The organism is Sphingobacterium sp. UBA6645, assembly GCF_002455685.1.
Lineage (GTDB): Bacteria > Bacteroidota > Bacteroidia > Sphingobacteriales > Sphingobacteriaceae > Sphingobacterium > Sphingobacterium hotanense.
Window position 1 is genome coordinate 1 of sequence record NZ_DKLH01000011.1, and the last position, 26,017, is coordinate 26,017.

Consider the following 26,017-nt stretch of genomic DNA (forward strand, 5'->3'; position numbering starts at 1 on the left):
GCAATATGTTTCCAAAGAAACCGGCAAGAAGATCAATACCGTTGGTAAGAAGAATACCGACTTCCAAATTACCCGCTTCCAGAGCAACTCGCAACCTTTGTATGCGATCGTAGGTGCTGATGAGCAGTTACTCGTTCCGGCAAGCGGTGCAAACTATGATATCGACAGCTATGCAGCCTACCTGCAGAGCGCAATAGACGCTTATAAAGCGAAATAAACCCCTATTTTTTCATTCGAAAGGCGCATTATCTCCGGATAATGCGCCTTTCTCTTTGTAATGGATTGCGAATGAAGCATTTACCTACCTTCTTTAACACAGTCCTCTTCTTAACCTTTTTTACACCCCAATCATAACCCTTACAGAGCGGTTCTGATTGGGTTATGCATTGGGTTTGAAAGGGCTTTGGATTGGGTCTAAGTAATTCCAGTCCTGATTTATTATTAACACTTTAGCGTGGAATTCCCTCGTTCTTTTGGTGATTTTGATGTAATTTTGCACATCAACCCAGACAATAATCACATACTAAAGCCAAGGAATTGGTATATTTGAGACATGAGCAACATAAAAAACATAGCCGTATTAACTTCAGGAGGGGATGCCCCAGGTATGAATGCTGCGATCCGTGCAGTTGTTAGAACAGGAATTTACCATGGTGTTAATATGTTTGGTATCCGCCGCGGATACGACGGATTAGTTCATGGAGATATTATCTCGATGGATGCGAAATCCGTTGCGAACATTATACAACGTGGAGGAACAATCCTTAAGACTGCTCGTAGCGATGAATTTCGCACATTCGAGGGCAGACAACAAGCTTACGAAAACATTAAAAAACTAAATATAGATGCATTGGTCGTTATCGGTGGAGACGGTACGTTCACTGGTGCTTCTAAATTGATCGAGGAATTTGACATCCCGGTAATCGGTATCCCGGGGACTATCGATAATGATTTGGCGGGTACTGACTTCACTATCGGGTATGACACGGCAATCAACACGGTTGTTGATGCAGTGGATAAGATCCGTGATACAGCAGAATCACACGATCGTTTATTCGTTGTCGAAGTAATGGGTCGTGACTCAGGATTGATCGCCTTGCGCTCCGGAATCAGTACGGGTGCTGAGGCTGTTTTGATTCCTGAACTGAAAGTAGATTACGACGCCATCATGAAGCGCTTGGATAAAACGCGTAAGAATAAATCTTCACGTATTATTATCGTTGCGGAGGGGGATGAAGAAGGCGGATTGGTCGTAGCAGAGAAAATCAAGCAAAACTTCCCTGCCTATGATGTACGTGTTTCTATCTTAGGACATATTCAACGCGGCGGTAAACCAACTTGTATGGACCGTGTATTGGCGAGCCGTTTGGGTGTAGCCTCAGTTGAAGGTCTATTAGAAGGTAGAAGAGGCGAAATGGCGGGTTTGATTTGTGGAAACGTACAGTTCACGCCGTTTGGAAAAGCTATAAAACACATCGACAAAATCAATACGAACCTTACCCGTATCGTTGAAATCCTGTCTTTATAAGATTGTTATCGACGAAAAAAATAGATAGGAAGAGGCGGCCCGAAAGGCTGCCTTTTTTTCTGAAATTGTCTGTTTTCAAAGGCCCTCAAAAGCTTTTATATCTCTTGGTGTTTCAATGGATAGATGAAAGATTTATTATTACACAATTATGAAAACATTCTATTGTATTTAGCTGTATATTAAGCACACAACATTGAACAAAACACTAACATGGAACCAAAGAAGAAGAAAATGGTGCTCACCATTGCGCTTCTCTGCCTTCTTGCTGGACTCGCATTAGGCGCATTTGTAGCAAGTAAGGAGAAGGAGATCGCCAAGGAGCAAATGGGCAAAAATTTAGAAGTGTCAAGAGCTACCGATCCAGCGAATTAGGATAAAAAATTGTGCCTTTCTATTGGCATTCGCTAATTGCATACTTACCTTTGTTAAAAAATAAGACCATGCAAATAGCACAACTCTATCAGCTCTATTTAGACTTCCCTCAGGTTTGTACCGATACCCGACAAATCAGTAAAGACTGTATTTTCTTTGCTTTGAAAGGTGAATCGTTCAACGGGAATAGTTTTGCTGAGCAGGCGCTAGAGCAAGGTGCAAAATATGTGGTTGTTGACGATCCGGAATATTATCAGGAGAAAGACAGCTATGTTCTCGTAGACGATGTATTGAGCAGCTTACAAGACCTTGCGCGCTTCCATAGACAGCAGCTTAGCATCCCCTTTATCGGCATTACCGGTACCAACGGGAAGACCACGACGAAGGAGCTGGTTCATGCCGTGCTATCTCAAAAATTCAAAACCTTTGCTACCAAAGGCAACCTCAATAACCATATTGGTGTACCCTTAACTATTTTGTCGCTACCAAAGGATCTAGAGATCGCGATTATTGAAATGGGCGCCAACCACCAGGAAGAGATTGCTTTTCTGTGCAATATCGCACAGCCAACACATGGTCTGATCACCAACGTAGGGAAAGCGCATCTAGAAGGATTCGGCTCGTTTGAGGGGGTAAAGAAAACGAAAGGCGAGCTTTATGACTTTCTGAAGGCACATCATGGTCTAGCCTTTATTCAGGGAGATAATAGCGAATTGAGAGCGATGGCTGAGGCACGAGACTTAAAGCATATTATTTGGTATGGCTTCTCGGATAATAATTCCGTAAAAGGGGGATTAGTGAAAGCCGACCCTTTGTTGACCATTTTCTGGAAACAGGTTGAGCACGCTGATATCATTTATAAGGTCAATACCCACTTAACAGGAGCGTACAACACAGAAAATATGTTAGCAGCTGTTGCTTTAGGTTTACACTTCGATTTGAACGCAGAGGAGATCAATCAAGGTTTAAGTGCATATGTTCCGCAAAACAACCGCTCGCAAGTCGTAAAAACGGAGAAGAACACGATTATTGCGGATTATTACAATGCGAATGCGAGCAGCATGGCTGCAGCATTAGGGAATATCGAAGTCATCGAGGCGGATAGAAAAGCGATTATTTTGGGCGATATGTTCGAGATGGGCGATGAAAGTGAAGTCGAGCACCGCAAGGTTATCGAAAAGGCAAAATCAATCGGTGTTGACAAGTTGATATTTGTGGGCAAGGCTTTCTTTGCACAGCGCGATGGCGAGGCGGAATATTATGAAACAACAGAGGACCTTCGACAAAAGTTAAGTCAGGCTCCTTTATCCGGATATATGATTTTATTGAAAGCGTCTCGTGGGATGGCTTTTGAGAAGTTAGTCGATCTGTTATAAGACCTACAGCATAACGATATGCTTTGAACAGATCAGTGAAAGGCGCCAAACGTCTCTCATTGATCTGTTCAAAACTTAATATCTAGTTGGAATCAACGTCTAAATTCAATTCCTTTTCTTTATTGATCAAATGGGAAATGCTGGTATCATTTAATATCTGTAGCATGGCATTTCTTACTTCTACAAATACATCACGAATACCGCAGGCATGCTCTTCCACACATTCTTCACAAGAGCGGTAGAAGTTTAAGCTGACACAAGGAAGCAGCGCAATAGGCCCGTCTATTAGACGCATTACCTGAGATAAATATATGTCCTCTGGCGCTTTATTCAGGCTGTAACCACCGCCAGCACCTTTCTTAGAGTACAAAATTCCTGCATTTCGCATCTCTAATAGAATTTGTTCTAGAAATTTCTTTGGAATACGTTCTTCCTCAGCAATCTTGCCGATTTGCATAGGTTCTTTTCCGAAATTCCTGCCCAATACCATTAGGGCTTTGATAGCATATTTTGTTTTCTTTGAAAGCATATTTATAAATAGGTAAACTAATCCCTGTTCCTCAAATGTACTAATTTTAATCGTTCCCTAAAACTTCAACGATGGGTTGGCCGATTGATCCATTGGGTTCCATGACATGTAGGAGCGATGAAAGCGTCGGCGCAATGTCCGTTACATGAACCACTTTATTCGTCTTTCCATGTTTGATTCCCCAGCCCATAAATACCAAGGGGATGTGCGAGTCATAAGGTGTCCAGGTTCCGTGCGTCGTACCGGTTGAACGTGGCGTTCCATCATACCATTGTGGCTCAGTGATAATCTGAATTGCCCCGCTGCGTTTGCGGTTATAACCGTTGATAATCTTTTCGCGCAATGGAGCAGGTAATAGCATATTCTCGCCTCCTTCGACATCGACCACGTATGCCACGCCATCTTCATGACGCAATTGTTTGATAATGGATTTTTTCACTTTCTCCTCATCCAATTTAGCTTGCTCGATTGCTGTATAATTTAAATGAACCTGATAGTTCATTAAGCTTCTTACCAAATTGTCAACACCAAATTCTTCTTTCAAAGACTCATTTAAACTGCGGTGCAATTGTCTTGAGAAGAAGTATCCGCCATTACCTCGCATATCCATAAAGTAGCGGGAGTTATAAGAAGCAGCATGGTCAGCCGTTAGGAAGAAGGTATAATTTCCTTTTCCCACGGTTTGATCCAGGTATTTAAAAAATGTTGCCAACTCCTGGTCTAAGCGCAAGTATATATCTTCGATCTCTACAGAAGATAAAGAGTAGCGGTGACCCACATAGTCGGTTGCTGAAAGACTAACGCAAAGGAAGTCTGTCGCTTTTTTTGGATTATTTCCTAACTGTTCGTTCTTGATGGCTTCTTTCGCAAAGTCTAAAGTGATCTGGTTTCCGAAAGGCGTGGATTTGATCAATTCATAACCAGCATCTTTCATCAATAAAGAAGTTTTTCTAGGGAATGTTGGTTTCTCTTCTCCTGCCCATTTTCCTTCATACTCGTTATCGTCAGCAACACTATTGTTCGCATAGGTTTCGATTGGATAAAGCGTATTCCAGTCTTGTTTAAGGTATTTATCCGCTAGTTTCTGCTTGTTGAAGCTAGTTACCCAAGATGGTAAGTTCTTCATGTAATAGGTGCTGGAGATCCAATCGCCCGACTTGGCTTCAAACCAGTATGCCGCATCGGCAAAGTGACCAGCCGGTAGAATACCGCCACGGTCTTTGATGGCAATACCCACCACTTTTGAATGGAAGTTTGTTGCTAATTTTAGCTGATCGGTTACCGTTGAAGCTAATAGATTACGAGGAGATTGCTTCCCTTCTTTTTCGATAGTCCCTACGCCTTCAACCGCATCATCCTGCGTACAATACATGGAGTTTCCCGTCTGCTGCTCGATCCAGTCATTCCCGGCGATGCCATGGATGGACGGCACAGAGCCTGTGTACACCGAACTATGGCCAATAGCCGTAAATGTAGGCACATAGTCGATTATCGTATTCTCGCAAGAATACCCTTCTTTTAACAGGCGTTTAAACCCGTCATTACCGTAGCGATCTGCAAAGCGATACAGGTAATCCCATCGCATTTGATCGACCATTAGGCCTACGACCAACTTCGGTCTTTCTACTTGGGCACTTGCAATAGTACAAAAGCCTAGAAATAACAATGTTGCGTATATTCTTTTTAACATAGTACTTGATTTATTTTAAGAATTTAGGTGACGTAGTAAGTATTTCCCGGTGTAAGAGTCATCAGCTTTCACCAGATCTTCCGGTGTTCCTGCGAATACGACCTTACCCCCATTATTTCCGCCCTCCGGACCGATATCGATTACCCAGTCGGCAGATTTGATCATGTCTAAGTTATGCTCGATAACTAATACACTATTTCCCTGCTCGATAAGCGCGTTGAATGCCTTCAAGAGCTTTTCGATGTCATGGAAATGAAGCCCTGTCGTCGGCTCATCGAATATGAAAAGGGTTTTCTTTTGATTATTTCCTTTGATCAGGAATGATGCTAATTTGATGCGTTGTGCCTCACCACCTGATAAGGTGCTGGAGGACTGCCCGAGTTTTACATAGCCAAGTCCTACTTCCTGCAAAGGTCCGAGCTTATTTAATATCTTCGGTTGATCGGCAAAGAAACTGATGGCTTCGTCTACACTAAGCTCCAGGATATCCGAAACTGACTTCTCTTGGTAGGTGACATCCAAAACATGCTGTTTAAATCGCTTGCCGCCACATGCTTCACATGGAAGAATGATATCTGCCATAAACTGCATCTCAATCTTCACAACACCTTCGCCTTGACACATTTCACATCTTCCGCCCTCCACGTTGAAGGAGAATGCGGATGGCTTCAAGCCATTTGCCTTCGCTGCCGGCAGGCTGGAATATAAAGCACGGACTTCGTCCCAAGCCTTCACATAGGTTACTGGATTTGAACGCGTAGAGCGACCAATAGGGTTTTGATCGACCATCTCAATCTGCTCTACCAGATCGATAGCTCCTTCGATGCCATCGAAGATTCCGGTCTGCTCGCCAGAGTAGCTGCCTAATGCTTTCTGCAATGCAGGGTATAGAATGCGCTTCACCAGGGATGTTTTACCCGATCCAGACACACCGGATACGACGGTAAACACATGCAATGGGAAGTCAACCGTTACATTTTGAAGATTATTCTCTCTTGCTCCTTTAACACGGATGTAATCCGCCCATTTTCTTCTGCGTTTCGGAACAGGAATACGAAGCTCGCCGCTCAGGTATTGGCCGGTCAAGCTGTCTTTATCTTTAATAATTTGATCATAGGTCCCTGCGAAGACTAACTCACCGCCATGAATACCGGCTTCAGGGCCGATATCAATTAAGTAATCTGCAGCTTCCATCATCTCTTGCTCATGCTCTACCACAATGACAGTATTGCCGGCATCGCGAAGGGATTTTAATACAGAGATCAGTCGCTGTGTATCGCGAGGGTGCAAGCCGATGCTCGGCTCATCTAGTACATAGATAGACCCCACTAGCGAGCTTCCTAATGAAGTTGCCAGGTTGATACGTTGCGATTCACCACCTGATAAACTATTGCTTAGGCGGTTCAGCGTCAGATAGCTCAAGCCTACATCGCAAAGGAATTGAAGGCGGTTGACAATCTCTGCCAATAATCGCTTAGCGATAATGGCTTCGTTTTCTGTAAGCTCTAAGTTGCTGAATAGCTCAAAGGCTTTATCTAGCGGCAACAGAACGATATCGGTAATGGAATGTCCATTGACTTTCACATAAGAAGCGTCTTTTCGCAAGCGCGTTCCTTTACAATCTGGACAATCTGTTTTTCCGCGATAGCGGGATAGCATGACGCGGTATTGGATTTTATAGGTTTGTTCTTCCAGTTCGGCAAAGAAATCATTCAGTCCGCGGAAGTACTTGTTCCCTGTCCAAAGCAATTCTTGCTGTGCTTTGGTCAGCTCGCTATAATCTCGATGTATGGGGAAGTCAAACTTGATAGCCGATCGCACGAGTTTATCTAACCATGCACCCATCTTCTCGCCACGCCAAGGTGCAATGGCACCATCGAATACCGAGCGGCTCTTATCCGGAATAACTAAATCCGGGTCAATGCCTATCACTTTCCCATAGCCTTCGCAACGCTTACATGCTCCATAGGGATTGTTGAAGCTAAAGAAGTTGGGTGTGGGCTCTTCGAATACGATGCCGTCGAGTTCAAACTTGTCCGAGAAATGGAAAGTCTCATCGGCTACTTCGATATCACATTCGCCTTTTCCTTCGAAATAGGCGGTCTGAATGGAGTCTGCCAGGCGATTGATCGTATCGTCGGAATGGTCTAACACGACGCGGTCGATAACGATAAAGATATCGCCTTCCTTGAAACTCGCATTTGCGATTTCCTTGTCCTCGATGATAGATTCAATCTTCTTGATTGCTCCCTGGTATTTTATACGGGTAAATCCCTTTTGAAGCAATAAGGAGAGCTCTTCCTTTAGCTTTCTATTGTTGAAGGGAATTAACGCACTATAAATCGTGATGGTGGTATCATCTTCGAAGGATAATAGCTTATCCACGATCGAAGACACGGAGTCTTTCTTCACTTCCTGTCCTGAAACAGGCGATATGGTCCGCCCGATACGAGCATAGAGAAGTTTTAAGTAATCATAGATTTCGGTCGATGTACCGACTGTAGAACGTGGATTGCTGGAAATTACCTTTTGCTCGATAGCAATAGCCGGTGCAATTCCTTTGATGTAGTCTACATCGGGCTTGTTCATACGCCCCATAAACTGTCGGGCGTAAGATGATAAGCTTTCCACATATCTACGCTGTCCTTCGGCGTAAAGGGTATCGAATGCTAATGAGGATTTCCCCGACCCTGACATACCGGTGATAACAATAAGTTTGTTTTTTGGGATGTCAACATCGATGTTCTTAAGATTATTAACTCGAGCACCTTTGATTTGAATGTGTGACTTTGGGGTATGATTTGCACGTTCTTGCATAACTATCAAAGTTATGGAAAACTCTACAAAACACAGACTGTTGGCATAAACAAAATTGAAAATGCAACGCAGGAATTACATTATTCTTGAAATATTGAAAATGTTGATCTTTAATTTACTCGGTTTGTGTATCAGGAGCGGCATCCAGCTTCTCCAACAGTTTCTCCACTTCCTTTTCTGATGCGGTTAGTTTTGCTTTGCAGATTGCCAATAATTCCGATGCTCTAGAAATCTTAGATGTCAGCTCGTCGACAGACACTTCACCATCTTCAATATCAGCAACGATTTGTTGCAATTCCACGAAAGCATCTTGATAGGTATATTTATTTTCCATGTTCTTCTTTGTTAACTACTTGGGACTGTATGGTTCCGTCTTCTACTTGGATCTCTAACAAATCACCGGTGTTTACTTGATCAAGTTGGTGAACAGCCTTTCCATTCATCCGGACAATACTAAAACCTCGTTTTAAAATATGTATTGGGCTCAACAAACCTAGCAATTGTTCCACATGAATCAATTTAGATTTCTCCTCCTTGAATTGTTGCTTACTGTACATCTGTGTATGGAGCATCAATTGGTTCAGTTTATTGCGCTCTGTAAGGAATACTGACTTGCTATTCCAGGAGATCGCCTGAGCCAACTGCTTTAAGTTCTGTTGCTCTTGTGCAAATTGCTCCTTAACCGCTCTTAACAGACGTTCCTGTGCTTGATCCATAGGGATGGAAAAGTTGTGAAACTTTTGTAAAAGGAAATCCGCTAGCTCGCTGGGAGTAATCGCATTCTTATAGGCTACCATCTCGCTGACCGTCTCGTTGGTAGAATGCCCAATACCTGTCAGCACAGGAATAGGAAACATCGCGATGGCCTTCGCTAAAAGATAATTATTATATGAGCTCAATCCGACTTCCCCACCGCCACCACGAATAATAGCAACCGCATCGAATTGCTCAATCTTTTCCGCAATATTACTGAGTTGGTTGATGATTGAGGCGATAGACTTGTCCCCTTGCAGCAATGCCGGGTATAGCGTAGTCTCGATTTTATAGCCCCAAGGATTGCCGTTTATGATTTTATAGAAGTCAGAAAGTCCTTTGCTGGTTTCTACAGAGACTATTGCCAGACGTTTCGGAATCAATGGGAAAGGAAGTCGCTTATTGGCTTCGTAGAGCCCCTCCTCCTTCAATAGCCGTATCGACTCTTTCTTTTCTCGCTCTAACTCTCCCAACACAAAGGTCGGATCGATATCTACAATCTTTAAACTGAAACCATAAAGTCGGTCGTAAGAAATGCCTGCTTGCATCAAAATGGTAATCCCCTCGCGTAGTGGCTCTCCCAAAAGCTCAATAAACTGCCGATTTATGCGTTGGTAATCTGCTTTCCATAGGATAGAACGCATCTCGGCAACTACACGGCCGTCTTTCTTCTCCAATAACTCGGGATAACAATGTCCAGAATGGGTATAATGGTTCAACTTATTCATCTCCGCTTTAATCCAGTACAAACTTTTATACCTTTCGGCAATCGTTTTCTGAATACTTCGGGAAACTTCAAGCAGTGTGAAAACCGTTTTATTGTCTACAGATTCGGGCATACAATCAAATATACTGAATTTATTACAGCGCAGCGCTGCACGTTTGTGCGTTTTATTAGTACATTTACAAGTATAAACCAACATCATCGTATGATTCGTAACATTGGCATCGCATTCCTAGCGCTGATCCTTCAAGCGCAAGTTTCTAATGCTCAGTATAAACAAACTGTAGAGAACAAAACAAGATTAGAAAGCAATATCAATAATGTCATTCCATTAAAAAGCCTTGATCAGTATAAAATTGCTGTCGTAACGCCTAGCAGCAATAAATATCAACCCTTTATTGATCAGCTTGAGCGCTATGCTGATATTCAGGTTTTTGATTTTAAACAATACGACGAAAAGACTAAATATTATAATACGATCATTGTTGCAGGGACGGCAAGTGAGCTTCATCCAGGACAGTTGGCTATGTTGATCCAGTCTGCGGTGAACAATAAAAATGTTATCCTATGCCAATTTGGTACAGATTACGACTTTACGAACCTCAGTGTTACACCACAACAGCTGCGTAAGTTTACTAGCTTGGTTCGTATTGCTGAAACGGGAAATCAAGCGCAAGAGTACGCTGCGATGTCCATATTCGGGGGCTTAGGCATTACGCAAGGGACGATAAAGACCGAACAGACTCGTCTGCAATATAACCGAGGCAACCGCTCGGATATGGATCTTAAGAAAATGGGGCAACGCATTGATGCGATTGCTAAGGAAGCAATCGATCAGCGTGCCGCGCCAGGTATGGTTGTGATGGCGGTAAAAGATGGTCAGGTAATCTTCGAGAAAGCTTATGGTCATCACACCTATGAGAAAAAACAAACAACACGCATCAGTGACATCTTTGACCTAGCATCCATCAGTAAAATAGCAGGAACAACACCCGTCGTGATGCATCTGCAAGAGAAAAATATTATCAACTTGGACAGCACGATGGGGCATTACCTATGGCAAGCAAAAGAAACAAATAAGGCGAATATTACTTTACGTACTGTTTTACTACATGAGGCTGGCTTTACACCCTTCATCCCTTTCTACAAGGAGCTAAAACCGGGGGATTTGCAGCGAACAAAAGATGCGAACCACCAAGTGCAGGTTGCGGATAACGCTTATCTAAAAAACAATTATTATCAGGACGTGATGTGGCCGGAAATGCTTAATTCTCCTGTAAAACCGATTGGGAAGTACGTTTATTCGGACATTAGTATGTATGTGATGAAAGAAGTTTCGGAGCATGAAACCTCCGTACCGATGCAAGATTATGTGCAGAATATCCTGTACAAAAAGATCGGAATGAAAACAGCAGGATATCTTCCACGAAACCGCTTTGACCGCAATCGAATTGTCCCAACACAAAACGACACGGTATTTCGAAAGACGCTATTGCAAGGATTTGTTCACGATGAGGGCGCCGCAATGGCAGGCGGTGTTGCTGGCCATGCAGGTCTATTCTCGACCGCCAATGACCTTGCCATCTACGGCCAGATGCTATTGAACCGTGGCACCTATGGCGGGGTGCAGTTTTATAAACCGGAGACGATCGACTTATTCACATCGAAGCAGTCTGCAAGCTCTCGCAGAGGGCTCGGCTTCGACCGTTACGATCCGAAACCCGGAGCAGATTACCCCTCCAAGCTAGCGAATGAGTCTGTTTATGGCCATACCGGTTATACTGGAACTTGTATATGGATCGATCCGCGGAACCAGTTAGTTTACATCTTCCTGTCTAACCGTGTGCATCCGCAAGTGAGTTCGAAACTAGGGGACTTGAATATCCGTAGCCGCATTCAGGATGTGATCTACCAAACTATCAATAACGCTAAATAATGAAAAAGCAACTTGTACTTAGCATAACCGCCGCTTTTATGAGCCTTTCAGCCTATGCACAAGATTATAAAAAGATTCATCAAGACCTGTTGGTTATTGATGGACATAATGATGTGTTGATCGAAAGTATATTACCTGGGAAAGACATCAGCAATCGAATAAAATCGGGGCATACCGATCTTCCGCGCTTGAAAGAGGGAGGTGTAGATGTACAAGTATTCGCAGTTTGGTCGGATGACAAGAAGTATCAGAAGAATGCCTTTAAGCATGCAAACGATCAAATCGATGCCTTAGAAGCATTAATCAAAAAGAATCCTACGAAAATTGAACTTGCAAAAAGCAGTGAAGATATTGAACGCATACAGAAATCGGGCAAAATAGCAGCGTTGATTGGGATTGAAGGTGGAAACATGATTGAGGGAAGTATTACCAATCTAGAAAAACTTTATGATCGCGGGGCAAGATATCTCACGCTTACTTGGAACTATAACCTACCGTGGGCTACCGCCGCAGCCATTGAAATAAAAACTAAAGGCTCAAAGAACAAAGGACTGAATGAACAGGGAGAAGCAATCATTAAGCGGATGAACGAATTAGGGATGATGGTAGACCTATCGCATGCGGGAAAAGAAACGTTTTATGATGTGATGCGTATATCCAGCAAACCGGTTCTCGTATCGCATAGCAATGCCGCAGCCCTGACTCCGCATTATCGTAATTTAGATGATAAGCAACTCGAAGCATTGAAAGAAAACGGAGGTGTAATCGGAGTTAACTTCTATTCCGAATTCTTAGATTCCAAATACCGAAGCCGCGTAAAGAGGCTCTATAAGTCGCACTATAAAAAAGCGGCAGACAATAAATTATCGGTCGATAAAATGTACAGCAAATTGCCGAGAGCCTCAAAACATAAAGCCGATGCACCATTTGAAACTGTTCTCAAGCATATCGACTATTTAGTTTCTAAAGTAGGGATAGATCATGTTGCTATCGGATCTGATTTCGATGGTATTACCTCCGCACCTCAACAGCTAGAGGATGTGTCAAAATTTCCAATACTTACGCAGGCTTTATTAGAAAAGGGATATAGCCAAGCAGATGTCGCGAAAATAATGGGATTGAATTTCCTGCGAATATTGAAAGAAAATGAAAATAACAAGAAATAAATAAGTTATAATAATGATATATAGCCTATAAGATTCCTGTGTTATTCAATAGTAGGAACTTCCTCTTGCTCGTCTAGCTTTACTAACTGTTCATAGTTTTTATTCAACTTGTTCACTAAACGACGGTAAACAACTTTGTAATAGAATTTTACAAGACCAAGCAGTATCGCTATAGCGATAATCATGAAAATACTGATTCCCACTACATAAAATATCGCTTCGCCCCATGGTTTAACGAAAACTCCATCCGTAATCATCATCGTAACAGTAACTAGGGCAGATACCGCAATAATATAATAAATATTAAATCGGATGTATTGATCCACCGCCTTGCGTGTTTCGATGATATCTCGAAGCAAGACCTTCGTATTGCTTGTGTTTTTGATACTGCGGTATGAATTAAAGAACTTGTAGATGAAATAAGCAATCACTATATAAAAAACGACGGATAATGCGTTTTCCAATGTGCTCACAATATCCGAATCAGGATTTATATCGGTATCATTAGGCAATAGGAAGTTGAGAGCGAGTCCGGCCAACAGCTCAAGGATGCTGATGTAGAAAATCCACTTAACGATGGATGACGAGCTATTATGCAGCATTTTCCGTATCCCCTCTTTGTCGACCTTCGGAAAATCCTCGTCTTTATTCCAATGCTGTTTTAAAAAATCCAGTTCGTCCATTACGCTATTTTTTGTTTTGCCAACATGCTTTTCAATTTGGTCTTAATCCTGTTCATCTTCACCCTCGCGTTCACCTCGCTGATCCCCAATGTTTCCGATATCTCGCTATAATCTTTATCCTCCAAATACATATAGACTAAAGCTTTGTCGATATCGCTCAATTGCCGAACGGCTTCATACAGCGACTTTAGGCGCTCCTCCTCCTCAGAATTGTATTCCTCATATCGGATATTCGCTAGGGAGTTATCCCAGTCGACCGTTGTAATCTTTGTCTTTCGACCGCGGTAGAGGGATATCGCGGTATTCAAGGATACGCGATAAGCCCAGGTAGAAAACTTGGAATCCCCTTTGAACTTAGGGTAAGACTTCCACAACTGGATGACCATTTCCTGGAAAAGATCTTGATGCGACGCAAGATCCGCTGTATACAGCTTGCAGATCTTGTGGAGGATATTCTGATTTTCCTCCAGCAACGACACAAATTCTTGTTCCAGGTTACTATACATCTTTCCTTATTTGTAGACAATAGTACAGTATTGTTACAACTTGTACTCATCTTTTTTTAATTTAGCTCAATGGCTAAAACTAAATCGGCATACTTCTGCCAATCCTGTGGATATGACTCGCCTAAATGGTTAGGACAATGTCCTTCTTGTAAGCAATGGAATTCTTTTGTTGAAGAAGTGGTTGAGAAATCTTCCTCCCGAGTACCCGAATGGCGAAGCACCGCCAGTTCGAAGGCAGAAACCAAGCGGGCTAACAAAGCCGCTATCATCCATGAAATTGTCTATTCGGAGGAACAACGTATCGTTACTCCCGACAAAGAATTCAACCGCGTATTAGGTGGGGGGATTGTTCCGGGTTCCCTAGTACTAATCGGTGGAGAACCGGGAATTGGTAAATCTACCCTAATGCTTCAATTAGCCCTTACGGTCTCTCACGTGAAAACCTTATATATCTCGGGGGAGGAAAGCGAGCAGCAGATTAAGATGCGCGCTGAACGTCTCGTTCAGACGTCAAACGCCAACTGTTATATCTTGACGGAGACTTCGATGCAGAATATCTTTAAGCAGATTGATCAGGTACAGCCAAACCTGTTAGTCATCGACTCCATACAGACCCTCCATTCCGCACAGATTGAATCAGCTCCAGGCTCCGTATCGCAAGTGCGCGAGTGTACGGCAGAACTGCTTCGTTTTGCGAAGGAAACCAATACACCGGTGTTTATTGTGGGCCACATCACCAAAGACGGATCGATAGCAGGGCCAAAGGTTTTGGAACATATGGTCGATACGGTATTGCAGTTTGAAGGCGATAGAAATCATGTTTACCGAATCCTACGGGCAGTAAAAAACCGCTTCGGTTCATCATCAGAATTGGGAATTTATGAGATGCAAGGCTCCGGTCTTCGCGAGGTATCGAATCCTTCGGAAATAATGCTGTCACAACGCGAAGAGCAGGTGAGCGGTACGGCAGTAGCTGCCATGCTAGAAGGCATGCGCCCCTTAATGATCGAGGTGCAGGCCTTAGTCTCCAATTCAGCCTACGGAACCCCACAAAGGAGCTCTACCGGATTTGACACCAAACGTTTGAATATGCTCTTAGCCGTTCTAGAGAAACGCTTCGGCTTCCGCCTTAGCGCACAGGATGTCTTCCTGAATATTGCCGGTGGACTACGCGTCGAAGACCCTGCGATCGACCTCGCCGTAATCGCTGCAATCATATCATCCCAACAAGATATCCCGCTAGGCTCTAACATCACTTTCGCCGGCGAAGTAGGCCTCTCCGGAGAGATACGCGCAGTAAACCGAATCGAACAACGCATACAAGAAGCCGAAAAACTAGGCTTCGGACAGATATTCATCTCTAAATACAACACCAAAGGACTCGACGCTAAGAAATATGATATCACTATCCGCCCAGTCGCGACGTTGGAAGATGTGTTTAGTGCTTTATTTGGGTGATCTTAGATAGGAGATATTAGACATTAGAGTAGGCGCCGATTAGGCGCCTTTCTAATTTAGTAGTTCGCTTTTTTGTCTTCAACCAGGAAAGGAAAGATGAAAAGATGACCATGATCCTGACTATCCTTAAATCCTTCCTTTCCTGGTTCAAGACAGTTCTAATATCTGATGTCTTATATCTAATCTCTAAAAATTACAAAAGGGAAAGGTGCCTATTTCGGCGCCTTTCCCTTTTTGTAATTTTTTTGAAACCTATTAAATTGTTACTTAATAAGCTCTGCTAACTTCTCTTCTAGAGCTGCTCCACGAAGGTTTGATGCGATGATCTTACCTTGAGGGTCGATTAGGAAGTTTTGAGGAATTCCTTGGATTCCGTATAAGCCTACCACTTCTGATTTCCAGAATTTTAAGTCTGAAACATGCGGCCACTGCTCTAATTTATCATCTTTAATAGCTTGTAACCAAGCGTCTTTACCGTTCTCGCGGTCTAAAGAAACACCTAATACAGTGAAGTTTTTGTCTTTGAATTTGTTGAATGCTGCTACTACGTTCGGGTTTTCCCCACGACAAGGACCACACCAGCTAGCCCAGAAGTCGATTAAAACGTATTTTCCACGTAAGGAAGACAAAGCAAGTACATTACCTGATGTATCTGGCAATGCAAATTCAGGAGCTGTCGCACCGATTGCTACTTTCTTCAATGTTTCAATCTTCTTCGCAATTGCTTTACCTTTAGCCGTGTTTTTTAATGCTGCTGATAACTTGTTATAAGCTGGTTCTCCCACAGTAACAACGTTTTCCGCAGAAATCATCTCTTCCAATAGGTTCATCGCAACATAGCTGTTCGGGTTGTTCAATGCGAATTCTTCACCGATCTTCGTTTGCTTTTCGAAGATAGCAGAAGCGCGCTCTTGAAGACCACCTACGAATGCTTCATCATTCTTCTGCTCGTCAGATGCAGCTTGATACTCTTGATTTAAAGCGTCAAACTCAGCATTTAACGGAGCAACTAAAGCTCTGTATTTTGCGAAATCGTCGTTGATAGCATTTCCTGATACCTTAGCATCTTTCAACGTAGCTCCCTCCACATTGATAACACCTTTAGATAAGTAAATTGCTGTACGATCTGGGTTTCTCAAGGTACGGATGCCAGCGCCGTCAGGAGAAAGGATCAGCTGTGCTTGCGTAGGTTCAGAAACTGTACCGTTGTAAGAGAAAACCCCTTTAACAACTGCTGCAGAGTCGATTACGCGCTGCCCATCCGCTGCGTACTGAAAGTATACCTTCGCCGGAGCGTCTGTATTTTGTAGTTTACCCTTTACTGAAAAAGCTTCTTGGGCAAATAATAAGCTAGGAATAGCTCCTAACAAACATAAAATTCCTCTTTTCATTTTATTCATATATTATTTACCATAAAGTTAATCATTTTTATCAAAACTACCATCGCCCGCTGGCGCCACCACCACCGAAGCCACCGCCACCGAAGCCGCCGAAACCTCCGCCGCCGCCTCCTCCGAAGCCACCGCCAAAGCCGCCACCTCCGAATCCGTCGTCGTCATTTCCGCCTCTTCCTAGCGAGTTCAATAAAGTCCACCAGAACAGATCAGATGATCCACGTCCATTCATAACGCGACCGCCGCCATTCTTTCCGCCGCCACCACGAGAGATCAGTGCTAGCACAACAAAGATGACAATGATGATAAAGATAATCGGGATACCCCCGCCACCTTCCGTCGAATAGCTGTCTTTCGGATCCGCTTTATATTCGCCCTTGGAATAGGATATAATGGCATTGATACCATTATCTATTCCCGAGAAATAATTTCCTTGTCTGAATGCAGGCTTAACTTCGTTCTCGATAATGCGATAAGCAATAACATCCGGAACAGCACCCTCCAAACCATATCCGGTTCGGATAGTTACTGCGCGGTCGCCCAATGCCACCAAAAAGAGAATACCATTGTCGTACTTCTTGTTCCCGACGCCCCATTGTTTGGCAAGTCGGTCTCCGTAGTCGGCAATATCATAGTCTCCTGTAGAATTCATGACCACTACCGCAATCTGTATGGATGTAGAATCTTCAAAAGCAAGTAGCTTCTGCTCTAATTCCATCTGCTGGCCCGAGCTTAACGTGTTGGTATAGTCAGTAACTAAGCGATTGGGAACCGCAGGAAAGTCCTGTGCTACGGCAACAACGGATAATAGTAAGCCTAAGAAAAAGGTAAAAAATAGTTTTGTTGAGCCTTTTAAACTCTGCATTTTCTTCAACATATGTTTATTGTTTACCAAAATAAATATCGTTCGGTAATTCATTTATATCATCCCCACGTCTTGGAAAGAACGTCGCTAGCTGTGCGCCAGCTTCATGAATACCTTCGATAAGGCCATTCATGTAATCGCCCTGACGGAAGAAAGACACCATCTTTTCCTTTGTGCTCTGCCAAAAATCATCGCCCACTTTCGCGTGTATACCGGCATCTCCAATTATCGCAAACTGATGATCTTCAGTCGCGAGATAGATCAGCACGCCATTGCGCAAGGTTGTATGGTGCATCTTTAACTTCTCAAAATAGTGCTTTGCTTGGTCATAGGCCTCCAAGCCATGCAGCTGACGCTCAACTACTAGGCGTATCTCGCCCGACGTTTGGTTCTCTGCCAAGCTGATTGCCTGTACGATCTTTTCTTGCTCCTCTTGATTGAATATTTCCATCTTTATACCAATAAAACTTTCATGTTTCCATTGAAACACCAACAAGGGTGAAAGTTCTTGATGGCTATTGAAAACAGACTTTTTTTCAGAAAAAAAAGATGAATGTTTAGTAACATATTACCAACATTCATCTTCATATTATGATCTAATAACAATTAAAATCATTAAAATGATACTGTTGGCGCCTTATCAGCCCCTTCAGCAGCTTTGAAAGTACCTTTTGCTTTGAAGCCAAAAATACCTGCCATAATGTTGTTCGGGAAACTACGAACAGTTGTATTGTACTCCTGAACGGCATCGTTATACGCGCGTCGCTCTACTGAAATTCTGTTTTCTGTACCTTCCAACTGCGCTTGAAGCTCTTGGAAGTTAGAGTTTGCTTTCAAATCAGGATAAGCCTCTACGCTCACTAACAAACGACCGATAGATTGCGATAATGCATCTTGTGTTTGTTGGAAGTTGGCAATCGCCTCTTCGCTTAAGTTCGAAGGATCTACGGTTACCGAAGTCGCCTTAGCGCGTGCTTCCACAACTGCTTCTAAAGTCCCCTTTTCGTGTTGTGCAGCCCCTTTTACAGTGTTCACAAGGTTTGGAATAAGGTCGGCTCTGCGCTGGTAAGCATTTTCAACCTGCGCCCATTTTGCTTTTACATTCTCGTCTTGAGATACCATCGTGTTGTATCCACAAGAGCTAAAAGAAAGTGCAGTAAGTAGGCCAACAAATACGATTAATAATCTTTTCATGTGTAATGTTTTCTTAGTATACGTCTAAAATTAAGAAATTGTTTTTATATACAAACAATATCAAAGCACATACCAAATGACATGCGTACTGAAATTATATCAGATTTAATATCTTTGCAAGACTTTTGGGATAAAACCCCAACACAGATATATGCAGAAAGAAATAGAAATTGCCCTGAGCCCGGCGCGTGTTAACGACGAAGCCTTCATCCTAAAAGAAGGTGCTAAAAAGCTGGGAATATCCGAAAAACGTGTACAAGGTTTCCATGTACGCAAGCGCTCTATTGACGCTCGCGGGAAGCAGGTATTGTTCCGGATGCGTGTCGTTTATTTTATCGATGAGCCTGTCGAACATCCTCATTTCTACACGAAATTGCAACCGGTAAATAATGGAAAACCAGTGATCATCATTGGTGCTGGTCCTGCAGGCCTATTTGCTGCCTATCGTTGCTTAGAGCGTGGTTTAAAGCCTATTATACTCGAGCGCGGAAAGAAGGTGCAGGACCGACGCAGGGATTTGGCGAAGATTAATAGAGAGGGTATCGTAAATCCGGAATCCAACTACTGCTATGGCGAAGGCGGAGCAGGAACTTATTCCGATGGTAAATTATATACACGCTCCAATAAGCGCGGAGATGTGCAATTGGTGCTTTCCATATTTGTGGAGCACGGCGCCCCGGAGGATATTATGGTGGATGCGCGCCCACACATCGGAACCAACAAACTTCCGCATATTATCGAGAGCATGCGCGAGCGCATAATCGAATGCGGGGGGGAGGTTCATTTTGATTGCAAGGTCATCGATATCATCGAACAATTTGGCAGCGTGAAGGGTGTCAAAACTGCAGAGGGTGCTACCTTTGATGCAGAGCACGTCATCGTTGCTACTGGCCACTCCGCAAGAGATATCTTCGAGCTGTTTCATCAAAAGGGATGGTTACTGGAAGCGAAGCCTTTTGCATTGGGCGTACGTATCGAACATCCGCAATCGATTATAGACCAGGCGCAATATCATTGTTCTACACGTCCGGAAAACCTTCCCCCGGCCTACTATAGTTTGGTCGAACAGGTGAATAACAGGGGCGTATTCTCGTTCTGTATGTGCCCGGGCGGTATTATTGCACCATGCGCAACAGACCATGAGGAGATTGTTGTTAACGGATGGTCGCCATCCAAACGCAATAATCCACATGCAAATTCAGGAACCGTGATTCAGATCAATTTAGAAGATGTGGCTCAGTCTACGGAAGATGCATTTGCCATGTTAGAATTTCAGCGTCAGATCGAACAAAAGGCTTTTCAGATGGGCGGCGGAAGTTTGGTTGCGCCGGCACAACGCATGGTCGATTTTGTGCAAAACAAAGTATCCAACGATCTCCCCCTCAATTCCTATAAGCCTGGAACCCGCTCGGTAGACCTTCGAGAGGTGTTGCCAAGTTTTGTTTATAAGTCATTGCAAGGTGCCTTGCCGATTTTCGGCAGGAAGATGAAGGGCTATTATACCAATGAAGCTATTTTGGTAGGCGTGGAATCCAGAACATCTTCTCCGATCCGAATTCCAAGAGACAAGGACAGTTTCCAGCATCCGCAAGTTGCCGGGCTATATCCATGTGCTGAAGGAGCCGGATATGCAGGAGGAATAGTGTCCGCAGCGATTGACGGCATCAACTGTGTCGACGCTATCAAACTTTAAATTATTTGTTGACAGGCATTTTGAGGAATATTTCCGGGTATGTATTGACAATAATGCCTTATTGTTGTATTTTTGTATCACAACAAGCGAAAGTAGCTCAGTTGGTAGAGCACAACCTTGCCAAGGTTGGGGTCGCGAGTTCGAATCTCGTCTTTCGCTCATCAAGCTTCCAGAATCTGGAAGCTTTTTTCATTTATAGACTTTCCTCCTTAAGTTAACATCGCGAAGCGAGCAGAATTCTTTAACGGTTCTTGTTTGAGTATCACCTCTTGTACACCCATTGCACACCCATATCATACCTCTTTGGAATTGGTTCTGCATTGGGTTTATATTGGGTTTGTATTGGGTTTGAAAGGGAATTGAGTAGTAGCTAGTATTTAGTAGTTAGTAGTTAGACCTAGGGCTTTCTAGATTTTTGATATTATACGCGAGAGGTTTGTTTTGAGCCATTGGTTTAAGCAGGAAGGTAAAGTTGTCTGAACCAGGAAAGGAAGGATGCAAGGATGAGCATGATCCTGCCAATCTTTTATCCTTCCTTTCCCGGTACAAGAAAAAGCATCCTGTCATTCCTTCTAAAAAAAGAAGCTGCCTTTTCAGGCAGCTTCTCAATTTTACAATTAAAAATTTATTTCTTTACATCCCACCATATACGTTTTGCGGTATAGGTTGCATCTGCTGCATCTGGGTCTGCTTTGATTACTTGATCGTAATTGTAATTGATACTGTAACTTGCAATGGTAAAGCGTCTTGGCCACATATCTTCCGATGGCAATGCAATCGTAAATACCGCTCCTGGACGTTTTAAGCCTTTGTAGATACCCACGGACTCATTATACTTGCCGCTAGCATCTGTACAGAATTCGAGACGACGAACATCATTGAATACCTCTGGCGAGTATGATAAAGCAATGTACTTTTGGATCATAATCTGACTTAAGGTCAATGCGCTTGCAGATTGCTGTACAGAAGTACTTGCTAAGTAGCTCGTAATCTTCGCTGCCGGAACGCCCAAGATTTCCATATGATCTTTGATACCATCTTTATAGGCCTGGAGAGCGCCCGCTTTATTATTTTGGTTGAATAATATTTCGGCTTTGATGAAGTGCATTTCCGAACTAGTCAATAACAAGCCTTTCGCTCCTGCTGCCGCGTATACGGATCCTGTGGATACGTTCGCTGTTGGGCGCAATGCCGCATAGGTTGTTAAGGTAGAACCGAAACCTGATTCAGGGATTACACTCATGTCAACACCTGGCGTGCGTAAGCCTGTCGCAATAAAACGTGGGATCAATAAGTCAGCTCTTGGGTCTTCCATATTGCTTGCTCCCGTTGGGGCGCCTGTATAGTTGCCTAATAGGTAATCGATATAAAGCTTTGTCAAACGGTTGGACCCGTTATTTTGGTATTGCAAAGACTCGGTCTCCGGTTTTGTTGACTCTGCGCGATCTTGATATTGATATAACGCACTTTCAGATGCTGTTTTTGGAGCTTTCTCCAATAATGCCAATACCTCAGCGGCGTTGAATTTATCAGTCTTCGACAAGTGGTTCAGCATTCTCGCTTTGATACCATTTGCTAAGGCAATCCACTTCTGGGTATCGCCCTTGAACAGGTAATCTCCCACAGATAATGCCGGAGCCGAAGCATCTTGGCCTTTTTGCAGGTATTCAATTGCCTGATCTAGTTCTACTAAACATTTCTCATAAATCAAGTCTCCTTGATCATATTTTGGCGTCATCAAACCTCCTTGGAATGCCTCTTCGTAAGGCAACATGCCATACATGTCTGAGAATGCTGCAAATCCCCACGCCCAGATTACTTTACCTGCACCAATATAGTGGTTTGCGCCTGTCGCTTCTCCCTTTTCGATCAAATCAGGGATGTTGTTAGCTGTGTAGATATACCAAGGTTGATAAGGCCAGTTTACCGCTGATGTGGAAATGTTCCAACGCGATAATGCCCAGTTGTTTGCCGTTGTACCGGCTAATTGCTGAGAAATAATTGCCGCACGCGTACCACCGCTCTCGTATGCCTCAGCAAAACGAGCGATGATAGACGGAAGGCGCAAGTCCACCGAAGGGACTTTTGTATTCGGTGTATTGGGGTTGTCATTAACATCGAGCCACTTATCGCAAGATGTCATCATCAAAGCTCCCGCAACCGCCATTATAGAAAATATCTTTTTCATGTCTGTCTTAGAATTTTAAGTTAACACCAAATGTTACGCCTTTCGTATTCGGAACACCAGCATAATCAATACCTACGGAACCCGAACCAATTACTCCTGCTCCAGCAGCACTTGTTTCTGGATCCATACCCGAATAGTTCGTGAATAACAATAAGTTCGTAGCATTTAAGTTGAATGAAGCACCTCTGATAAAGCCAGATTTCGCTAACAAGCTCTGTGGAAGATCGTAAGAAAGGTTTACTGATCTTAAACGCAACCAGTTTACCTCTTCGATGAAGTTGCTGGTTTTGTTGATGTAGTAGTTCATGTAATAATTTTGATCTGCTACAATTTCACGAGTAACATCCTCGTATTCCCCAGTTGCAGGATTTAAAGAAACGCCAGTCATCGTGATTTTCTCACCTCTGTTTTCTGTACGTTGGCTCAATCCATATTGTGTTAACAATACCTCAGTTCCGTTAAAAATTGACCCTCCTTTGCGGAAATCAATTAAGAAAGATAATCCCCAGTCTTTGTATCTGAAGTTGTTTGTCAAACCTCCGATAAACTTAGGCTCTCTATTTCCTAAATGAAGCGTTGCGTTGCTATTGGTTGTTGGCAAACCTGTAGTCCAGTTCAGGATATACTTACCTTCGTCATTCGTTGTCCAATCTTTACCACTGATTCCCATAAAGTCACCATCATTGAATGATGCCGCTTTACCATCAGCAACTTGTACATCGGTTACATAAAGAATGGCTAAACCACCGGGTAATGAGTTAACTTTTCCTTTGTTATGTGAAGCATTCAACATCACATCCCAAGAGAAGTTTTCTTTTTTCATTAATTCCGCAGTAAGCGTTAATTCTACCCCTTTGTTTTGTAACACCCCCGAGTTTACATATTGGAAAATACCTCCGGTTGCATTATCTACACGTGGCGATAAAATTTGATCTACGGATTTATTGTTATAGTAGGTAAATTCTAAACCGTATCTATTGTTCATGAATTTCAAATCTGTACCTACCTCGAAAGACTGTGTCTTTTCAGGAATCAAATTAGGGTTTCCTAAGGTCCATGAATTCTTATATCCTCCACCGATAGTCAATTCGTATGGATCTAAGTAAGAATTCGTTTGATAAGCCGGAGCATCTTTACCTACTTCTGCCCATGAGGTTCTAAGTTTACCGTAACTTAAGATATCGTTTTTCTCAAATAATTCGGTGAACACTAAACTCGCGCTATAAGAAGGATACATAAAAGATTGGTTCTTTTTTGGAAGTGTCGATGACCAGTCATTTCTTAAGGTCATGCCAACAAATGCCATGTTTTTGTATCCAACTTTTACGTCGCCAAACACCCCTATCCTTCTAATTTCCGTTCTGTTGTCTAGCACAAATCGATCTGCATCTGGTGCATTGTTGAACGAATAGAAATCAGGAATTTTGAAATTGCGCGCCTTATTTGCAGTGGATTTCGAATTGATATCCTCGGTGCTCGCTCCTAATAATAAGCTTACATCCCACACTTCTGCAAAAGTTTTGTTTGCACTCAACAAGAAGTTGTTGGTGATGAAATTGTATTGTCTTACGTTTTGCGACAACATACCTTTTTGATATTCTCTGATTACTGCAGATCCTGCTGATACTAAAGAACGATATGTTGATGTATAATTATCGACACCTAAACGATAGGTAAAGTTCAACCAGTCGGTCAGCTGTGCATTTGTATAGAATGTTCCTAAGAAACGATTGGTTTTATCGGTTTGTGGATTTTTATAGATGGTCCAATATGGATTGTCCATACTGTTTTCCAATATAGCCTCTGGCGTATCTCCTCTTCTATATAGAAACTTTTGCGATCCGTCAGCATTTAAGTAATCACGCATATCAACACTTTGCGGATATGCAATGATAGACTCCATGTATCCATTACCTCCTGAACCCCACAGACCAGTACCGGTAAGGGTTTTTGTTGTCTGACTTTGTGAATAGGCAGCATTCGCTCCGAAAGTGAAAATACCGAGCTTTTGCTCGCCATTAAAACGGAAGTTATAACGGCCGTAGTCTGTTGTAGGAACAATACCGGTTTGCTTTAGATGTGCCCCCGATAAATAATAATTATTGTTTGCAGTAGCACCACTCACGTTAAAGCTGTTATCGTAGGTATAACCTGTTTCGAAGAAGTCTTCCAAGTTGTTGTAGATCGTTTCGCCTGATGAAAATGGATCACCCCAAGATAAGTTCGTGTTCAAGTCCATTAACTTACCATCAGGATTCGTTCCTAACTTATATTTCTTTTGAAGTTCGGGTAGTTTGTTTACCCAGTTTGCTCCAACACGCGAATTAACACCTACTGTAGCCGTTCCTTCTTTACCTTTTTTCGTAGTAATTACGATGGCACCGGCTGCTGCGCGAATACCATAAAGTGCTGCCGCTGTTGGTCCTTTCAATACCGAGATTGACTCAATATCTTCCGGGTTGATATCCATTGCGCGGTTACCGTTGGTTGTCGCGATGTTGGTATTACCATCGAATGCGGACATATCGCCCATACCGGTCGAGTTATCCATCGGCATACCGTCAATAACGAATAACGGTTGGTTATCACGCTCTAAGGAAGTACCTCCACGAATAACGATGGATGCTGATGCACCTGGAGAACCACCAGAGTTAGTGATGTTTAAGCCGGCAATCTTACCATTCAAAGAGTTGATCATGTTAGGGTTCTTGTTCTTCATCAACTCATCTGCTTTGATGTCTTGAACGGCATATCCCAAGGCTTTCTTCTCTTTCTTAATACCGAGTGCTGTTACTACAACTTCGTCGATAGACTCCTCAGAGCTAGCGAGTTCAACGTTGTAAACACTTCCAGAGCCAACGACTTGCTGTGCTCCACTCGAGCCAATTGCTCTAAATATTAATGTTTCGCCTGGCGCCGCTTGAATCGAAAATGAACCGTCTGCATTAGTTTGTACAGAGCGTGTAGTTCCTTTCACGATTACAGTCACACTACTCATCGCTTCGCCCGAAGCCGAAGTAACTTTTCCTGTAATTGCTTTTTGTTGCGCCATCAAACAAGTAGCATAGAGGCAAACCCCGAAAAAAGTAAGTAAAAATCTTCTTTTCATGTTTGATAGTTGTTTTAAAATAAGGTTTTGAATAAA

20 protein-coding genes, 1 tRNA gene and 1 pseudogene are annotated in these 26,017 nt (G+C 43.0%); 9 read left to right on the forward strand and 13 right to left on the reverse strand.

Annotation, left to right across the window (positions count from 1 at the left end; all coding sequences use genetic code 11):
- The 4 genes and pseudogenes from B2400_RS02145 to B2400_RS02160 all read left to right on the forward strand — a co-directional run.
- Positions 1–217: pseudogene (locus tag B2400_RS02145) on the forward strand (hypothetical protein); the annotation flags it as partial.
- Positions 218–553: 336 nt separating this feature from the next.
- Positions 554–1,528 carry a 6-phosphofructokinase gene (gene pfkA / locus B2400_RS02150; protein WP_149527359.1) on the forward strand — a complete coding sequence of 325 codons (975 nt, stop codon included), beginning with the start codon at positions 554–556 and terminating at the stop codon, positions 1,526–1,528.
- Between the two features lie 210 nt (positions 1,529–1,738).
- Positions 1,739–1,900: a hypothetical protein gene (locus tag B2400_RS02155; protein WP_187773909.1), complete on the forward strand. Its 162-nt coding sequence runs from the start codon at positions 1,739–1,741 to the stop codon at positions 1,898–1,900.
- Between the two features lie 68 nt (positions 1,901–1,968).
- Positions 1,969–3,276, forward strand: a complete 1,308-nt coding sequence (locus B2400_RS02160; RefSeq protein ID WP_293930510.1) for a UDP-N-acetylmuramoyl-tripeptide--D-alanyl-D-alanine ligase — start codon at positions 1,969–1,971, stop codon at positions 3,274–3,276.
- An 82-nt stretch (positions 3,277–3,358) separates the two neighbouring features.
- On the opposite strand, the gene B2400_RS02165 is transcribed toward B2400_RS02160, so the two are convergent.
- The 5 genes from B2400_RS02165 to xseA all read right to left on the reverse strand — a co-directional run bounded on the left by B2400_RS02165 (position 3,359) and on the right by xseA (position 9,904).
- A complete protein-coding gene (locus B2400_RS02165) occupies positions 3,359–3,805 on the reverse strand; it encodes an RrF2 family transcriptional regulator (protein WP_149527361.1) in 447 nt (148 codons plus the stop codon).
- Positions 3,806–3,851: 46 nt separating this feature from the next.
- Complete coding sequence (gene pafA, locus B2400_RS02170; RefSeq protein WP_149527362.1) at positions 3,852–5,495, reverse strand: alkaline phosphatase PafA; 1,644 nt, start codon at positions 5,493–5,495, stop codon at positions 3,852–3,854.
- A 15-nt stretch (positions 5,496–5,510) separates the two neighbouring features.
- Positions 5,511–8,312, reverse strand: coding sequence for an excinuclease ABC subunit UvrA (uvrA, locus tag B2400_RS02175; RefSeq protein WP_149527363.1), 2,802 nt, complete (start codon positions 8,310–8,312; stop codon positions 5,511–5,513).
- 115 nt (positions 8,313–8,427) lie between these two features.
- Complete coding sequence (gene xseB, locus B2400_RS02180) at positions 8,428–8,646, reverse strand: exodeoxyribonuclease VII small subunit (RefSeq protein ID WP_293930515.1); 219 nt, start codon at positions 8,644–8,646, stop codon at positions 8,428–8,430.
- Positions 8,636–9,904, reverse strand: coding sequence for an exodeoxyribonuclease VII large subunit (xseA, locus tag B2400_RS02185; RefSeq protein WP_293930517.1), 1,269 nt, complete (start codon positions 9,902–9,904; stop codon positions 8,636–8,638). Before xseA ends, xseB begins: the two co-directional genes overlap by 11 nt.
- A 90-nt stretch (positions 9,905–9,994) precedes the next feature.
- Here xseA and B2400_RS02190 point away from each other — a divergent pair, with 90 nt between their 5' ends.
- Together B2400_RS02190 and B2400_RS02195 are read left to right on the forward strand one after the other, a co-directional pair.
- Positions 9,995–11,725 carry a serine hydrolase domain-containing protein gene (locus B2400_RS02190; protein WP_293930519.1) on the forward strand — a complete coding sequence of 577 codons (1,731 nt, stop codon included), beginning with the start codon at positions 9,995–9,997 and terminating at the stop codon, positions 11,723–11,725.
- A complete protein-coding gene (locus B2400_RS02195) occupies positions 11,725–12,891 on the forward strand; it encodes a dipeptidase (RefSeq protein WP_293930521.1) in 1,167 nt (388 codons plus the stop codon). The genes B2400_RS02190 and B2400_RS02195 overlap by 1 nt, the downstream gene beginning before the upstream one ends.
- Before the next feature lie 41 nt (positions 12,892–12,932).
- On the opposite strand, the gene B2400_RS02200 is transcribed toward B2400_RS02195, so the two are convergent.
- Positions 12,933–13,574, reverse strand: a complete 642-nt coding sequence (locus B2400_RS02200; RefSeq protein WP_293930522.1) for a hypothetical protein — start codon at positions 13,572–13,574, stop codon at positions 12,933–12,935.
- Positions 13,574–14,080: an RNA polymerase sigma factor gene (locus tag B2400_RS02205; protein ID WP_149527369.1), complete on the reverse strand. Its 507-nt coding sequence runs from the start codon at positions 14,078–14,080 to the stop codon at positions 13,574–13,576. The genes B2400_RS02200 and B2400_RS02205 overlap by 1 nt, the downstream gene beginning before the upstream one ends.
- A 69-nt stretch (positions 14,081–14,149) precedes the next feature.
- Between B2400_RS02205 and radA the strand changes: the two genes are divergently transcribed.
- Positions 14,150–15,538 carry a DNA repair protein RadA gene (radA, locus tag B2400_RS02210; protein WP_286651931.1) on the forward strand — a complete coding sequence of 463 codons (1,389 nt, stop codon included), beginning with the start codon at positions 14,150–14,152 and terminating at the stop codon, positions 15,536–15,538.
- Positions 15,539–15,801: 263 nt separating this feature from the next.
- Here the strand turns inward: radA and B2400_RS02215 are convergent, their stop codons facing one another.
- The 4 genes from B2400_RS02215 to B2400_RS02230 all read right to left on the reverse strand — a co-directional run bounded on the left by B2400_RS02215 (position 15,802) and on the right by B2400_RS02230 (position 18,991).
- A complete protein-coding gene (locus B2400_RS02215) occupies positions 15,802–16,929 on the reverse strand; it encodes a TlpA disulfide reductase family protein (protein WP_149527371.1) in 1,128 nt (375 codons plus the stop codon).
- Positions 16,930–16,975: 46 nt separating this feature from the next.
- On the reverse strand, positions 16,976–17,809 hold the full coding sequence (locus B2400_RS02220) for a TPM domain-containing protein (RefSeq protein WP_149527372.1): 834 nt from the start codon (positions 17,807–17,809) through the stop codon (positions 16,976–16,978).
- 4 nt (positions 17,810–17,813) lie between these two features.
- A complete protein-coding gene (locus B2400_RS02225; RefSeq protein WP_149527373.1) occupies positions 17,814–18,248 on the reverse strand; it encodes a TPM domain-containing protein in 435 nt (144 codons plus the stop codon).
- 164 nt (positions 18,249–18,412) lie between these two features.
- Positions 18,413–18,991 (reverse strand): LemA family protein, encoded by a 579-nt coding sequence (locus B2400_RS02230; protein WP_293930528.1) that lies wholly within the window; start codon positions 18,989–18,991, stop codon positions 18,413–18,415.
- Positions 18,992–19,142: 151 nt separating this feature from the next.
- Here B2400_RS02230 and B2400_RS02235 point away from each other — a divergent pair, with 151 nt between their 5' ends.
- Positions 19,143–20,684 carry an NAD(P)/FAD-dependent oxidoreductase gene (locus B2400_RS02235; RefSeq protein WP_293930530.1) on the forward strand — a complete coding sequence of 514 codons (1,542 nt, stop codon included), beginning with the start codon at positions 19,143–19,145 and terminating at the stop codon, positions 20,682–20,684.
- An 86-nt stretch (positions 20,685–20,770) separates the two neighbouring features.
- Positions 20,771–20,843 (forward strand) — tRNA-Gly (locus B2400_RS02240).
- Between the two features lie 466 nt (positions 20,844–21,309).
- On the opposite strand, the gene B2400_RS02245 is transcribed toward B2400_RS02240, so the two are convergent.
- Together B2400_RS02245 and B2400_RS02250 are read right to left on the reverse strand one after the other, a co-directional pair.
- Positions 21,310–22,872, reverse strand: a complete 1,563-nt coding sequence (locus B2400_RS02245; RefSeq protein ID WP_293930532.1) for a SusD/RagB family nutrient-binding outer membrane lipoprotein — start codon at positions 22,870–22,872, stop codon at positions 21,310–21,312.
- A 7-nt stretch (positions 22,873–22,879) separates the two neighbouring features.
- Positions 22,880–25,981: a SusC/RagA family TonB-linked outer membrane protein gene (locus B2400_RS02250; protein ID WP_293930534.1), complete on the reverse strand. Its 3,102-nt coding sequence runs from the start codon at positions 25,979–25,981 to the stop codon at positions 22,880–22,882.
- Positions 25,982–26,017 lie beyond the last annotated feature (36 nt).

What these genes read in the sequence shown, in the direction of transcription:
- B2400_RS02250 (WP_293930534.1), bottom strand. Translation starts at nt 25,981, where the DNA reads ATGAAAAGAAGATTTTTACTTACTTTTTTCGGGGTTTGCCTCTATGCT.
- pafA (WP_149527362.1), bottom strand. Translation starts at nt 5,495, where the DNA reads ATGTTAAAAAGAATATACGCAACATTGTTATTTCTAGGCTTTTGTACT.
- xseB (WP_293930515.1), bottom strand. Translation starts at nt 8,646, where the DNA reads ATGGAAAATAAATATACCTATCAAGATGCTTTCGTGGAATTGCAACAA.
- B2400_RS02200 (WP_293930522.1), bottom strand. Translation starts at nt 13,574, where the DNA reads ATGGACGAACTGGATTTTTTAAAACAGCATTGGAATAAAGACGAGGAT.
- B2400_RS02225 (WP_149527373.1), bottom strand. Translation starts at nt 18,248, where the DNA reads ATGGAAATATTCAATCAAGAGGAGCAAGAAAAGATCGTACAGGCAATC.
- B2400_RS02160 (WP_293930510.1), top strand. Translation starts at nt 1,969, where the DNA reads ATGCAAATAGCACAACTCTATCAGCTCTATTTAGACTTCCCTCAGGTT.
- radA (WP_286651931.1), top strand. Translation starts at nt 14,150, where the DNA reads ATGGCTAAAACTAAATCGGCATACTTCTGCCAATCCTGTGGATATGAC.
- B2400_RS02220 (WP_149527372.1), bottom strand. Translation starts at nt 17,809, where the DNA reads ATGTTGAAGAAAATGCAGAGTTTAAAAGGCTCAACAAAACTATTTTTT.
- uvrA (WP_149527363.1), bottom strand. Translation starts at nt 8,312, where the DNA reads ATGCAAGAACGTGCAAATCATACCCCAAAGTCACACATTCAAATCAAA.
- B2400_RS02245 (WP_293930532.1), bottom strand. Translation starts at nt 22,872, where the DNA reads ATGAAAAAGATATTTTCTATAATGGCGGTTGCGGGAGCTTTGATGATG.
- B2400_RS02235 (WP_293930530.1), top strand. Translation starts at nt 19,143, where the DNA reads ATGCAGAAAGAAATAGAAATTGCCCTGAGCCCGGCGCGTGTTAACGAC.
- B2400_RS02215 (WP_149527371.1), bottom strand. Translation starts at nt 16,929, where the DNA reads ATGAAAAGAGGAATTTTATGTTTGTTAGGAGCTATTCCTAGCTTATTA.
- B2400_RS02165 (WP_149527361.1), bottom strand. Translation starts at nt 3,805, where the DNA reads ATGCTTTCAAAGAAAACAAAATATGCTATCAAAGCCCTAATGGTATTG.
- xseA (WP_293930517.1), bottom strand. Translation starts at nt 9,904, where the DNA reads ATGCCCGAATCTGTAGACAATAAAACGGTTTTCACACTGCTTGAAGTT.
- B2400_RS02190 (WP_293930519.1), top strand. Translation starts at nt 9,995, where the DNA reads ATGATTCGTAACATTGGCATCGCATTCCTAGCGCTGATCCTTCAAGCG.
- B2400_RS02155 (WP_187773909.1), top strand. Translation starts at nt 1,739, where the DNA reads ATGGAACCAAAGAAGAAGAAAATGGTGCTCACCATTGCGCTTCTCTGC.
- pfkA (WP_149527359.1), top strand. Translation starts at nt 554, where the DNA reads ATGAGCAACATAAAAAACATAGCCGTATTAACTTCAGGAGGGGATGCC.
- B2400_RS02195 (WP_293930521.1), top strand. Translation starts at nt 11,725, where the DNA reads ATGAAAAAGCAACTTGTACTTAGCATAACCGCCGCTTTTATGAGCCTT.
- B2400_RS02230 (WP_293930528.1), bottom strand. Translation starts at nt 18,991, where the DNA reads ATGAAAAGATTATTAATCGTATTTGTTGGCCTACTTACTGCACTTTCT.
- B2400_RS02205 (WP_149527369.1), bottom strand. Translation starts at nt 14,080, where the DNA reads ATGTATAGTAACCTGGAACAAGAATTTGTGTCGTTGCTGGAGGAAAAT.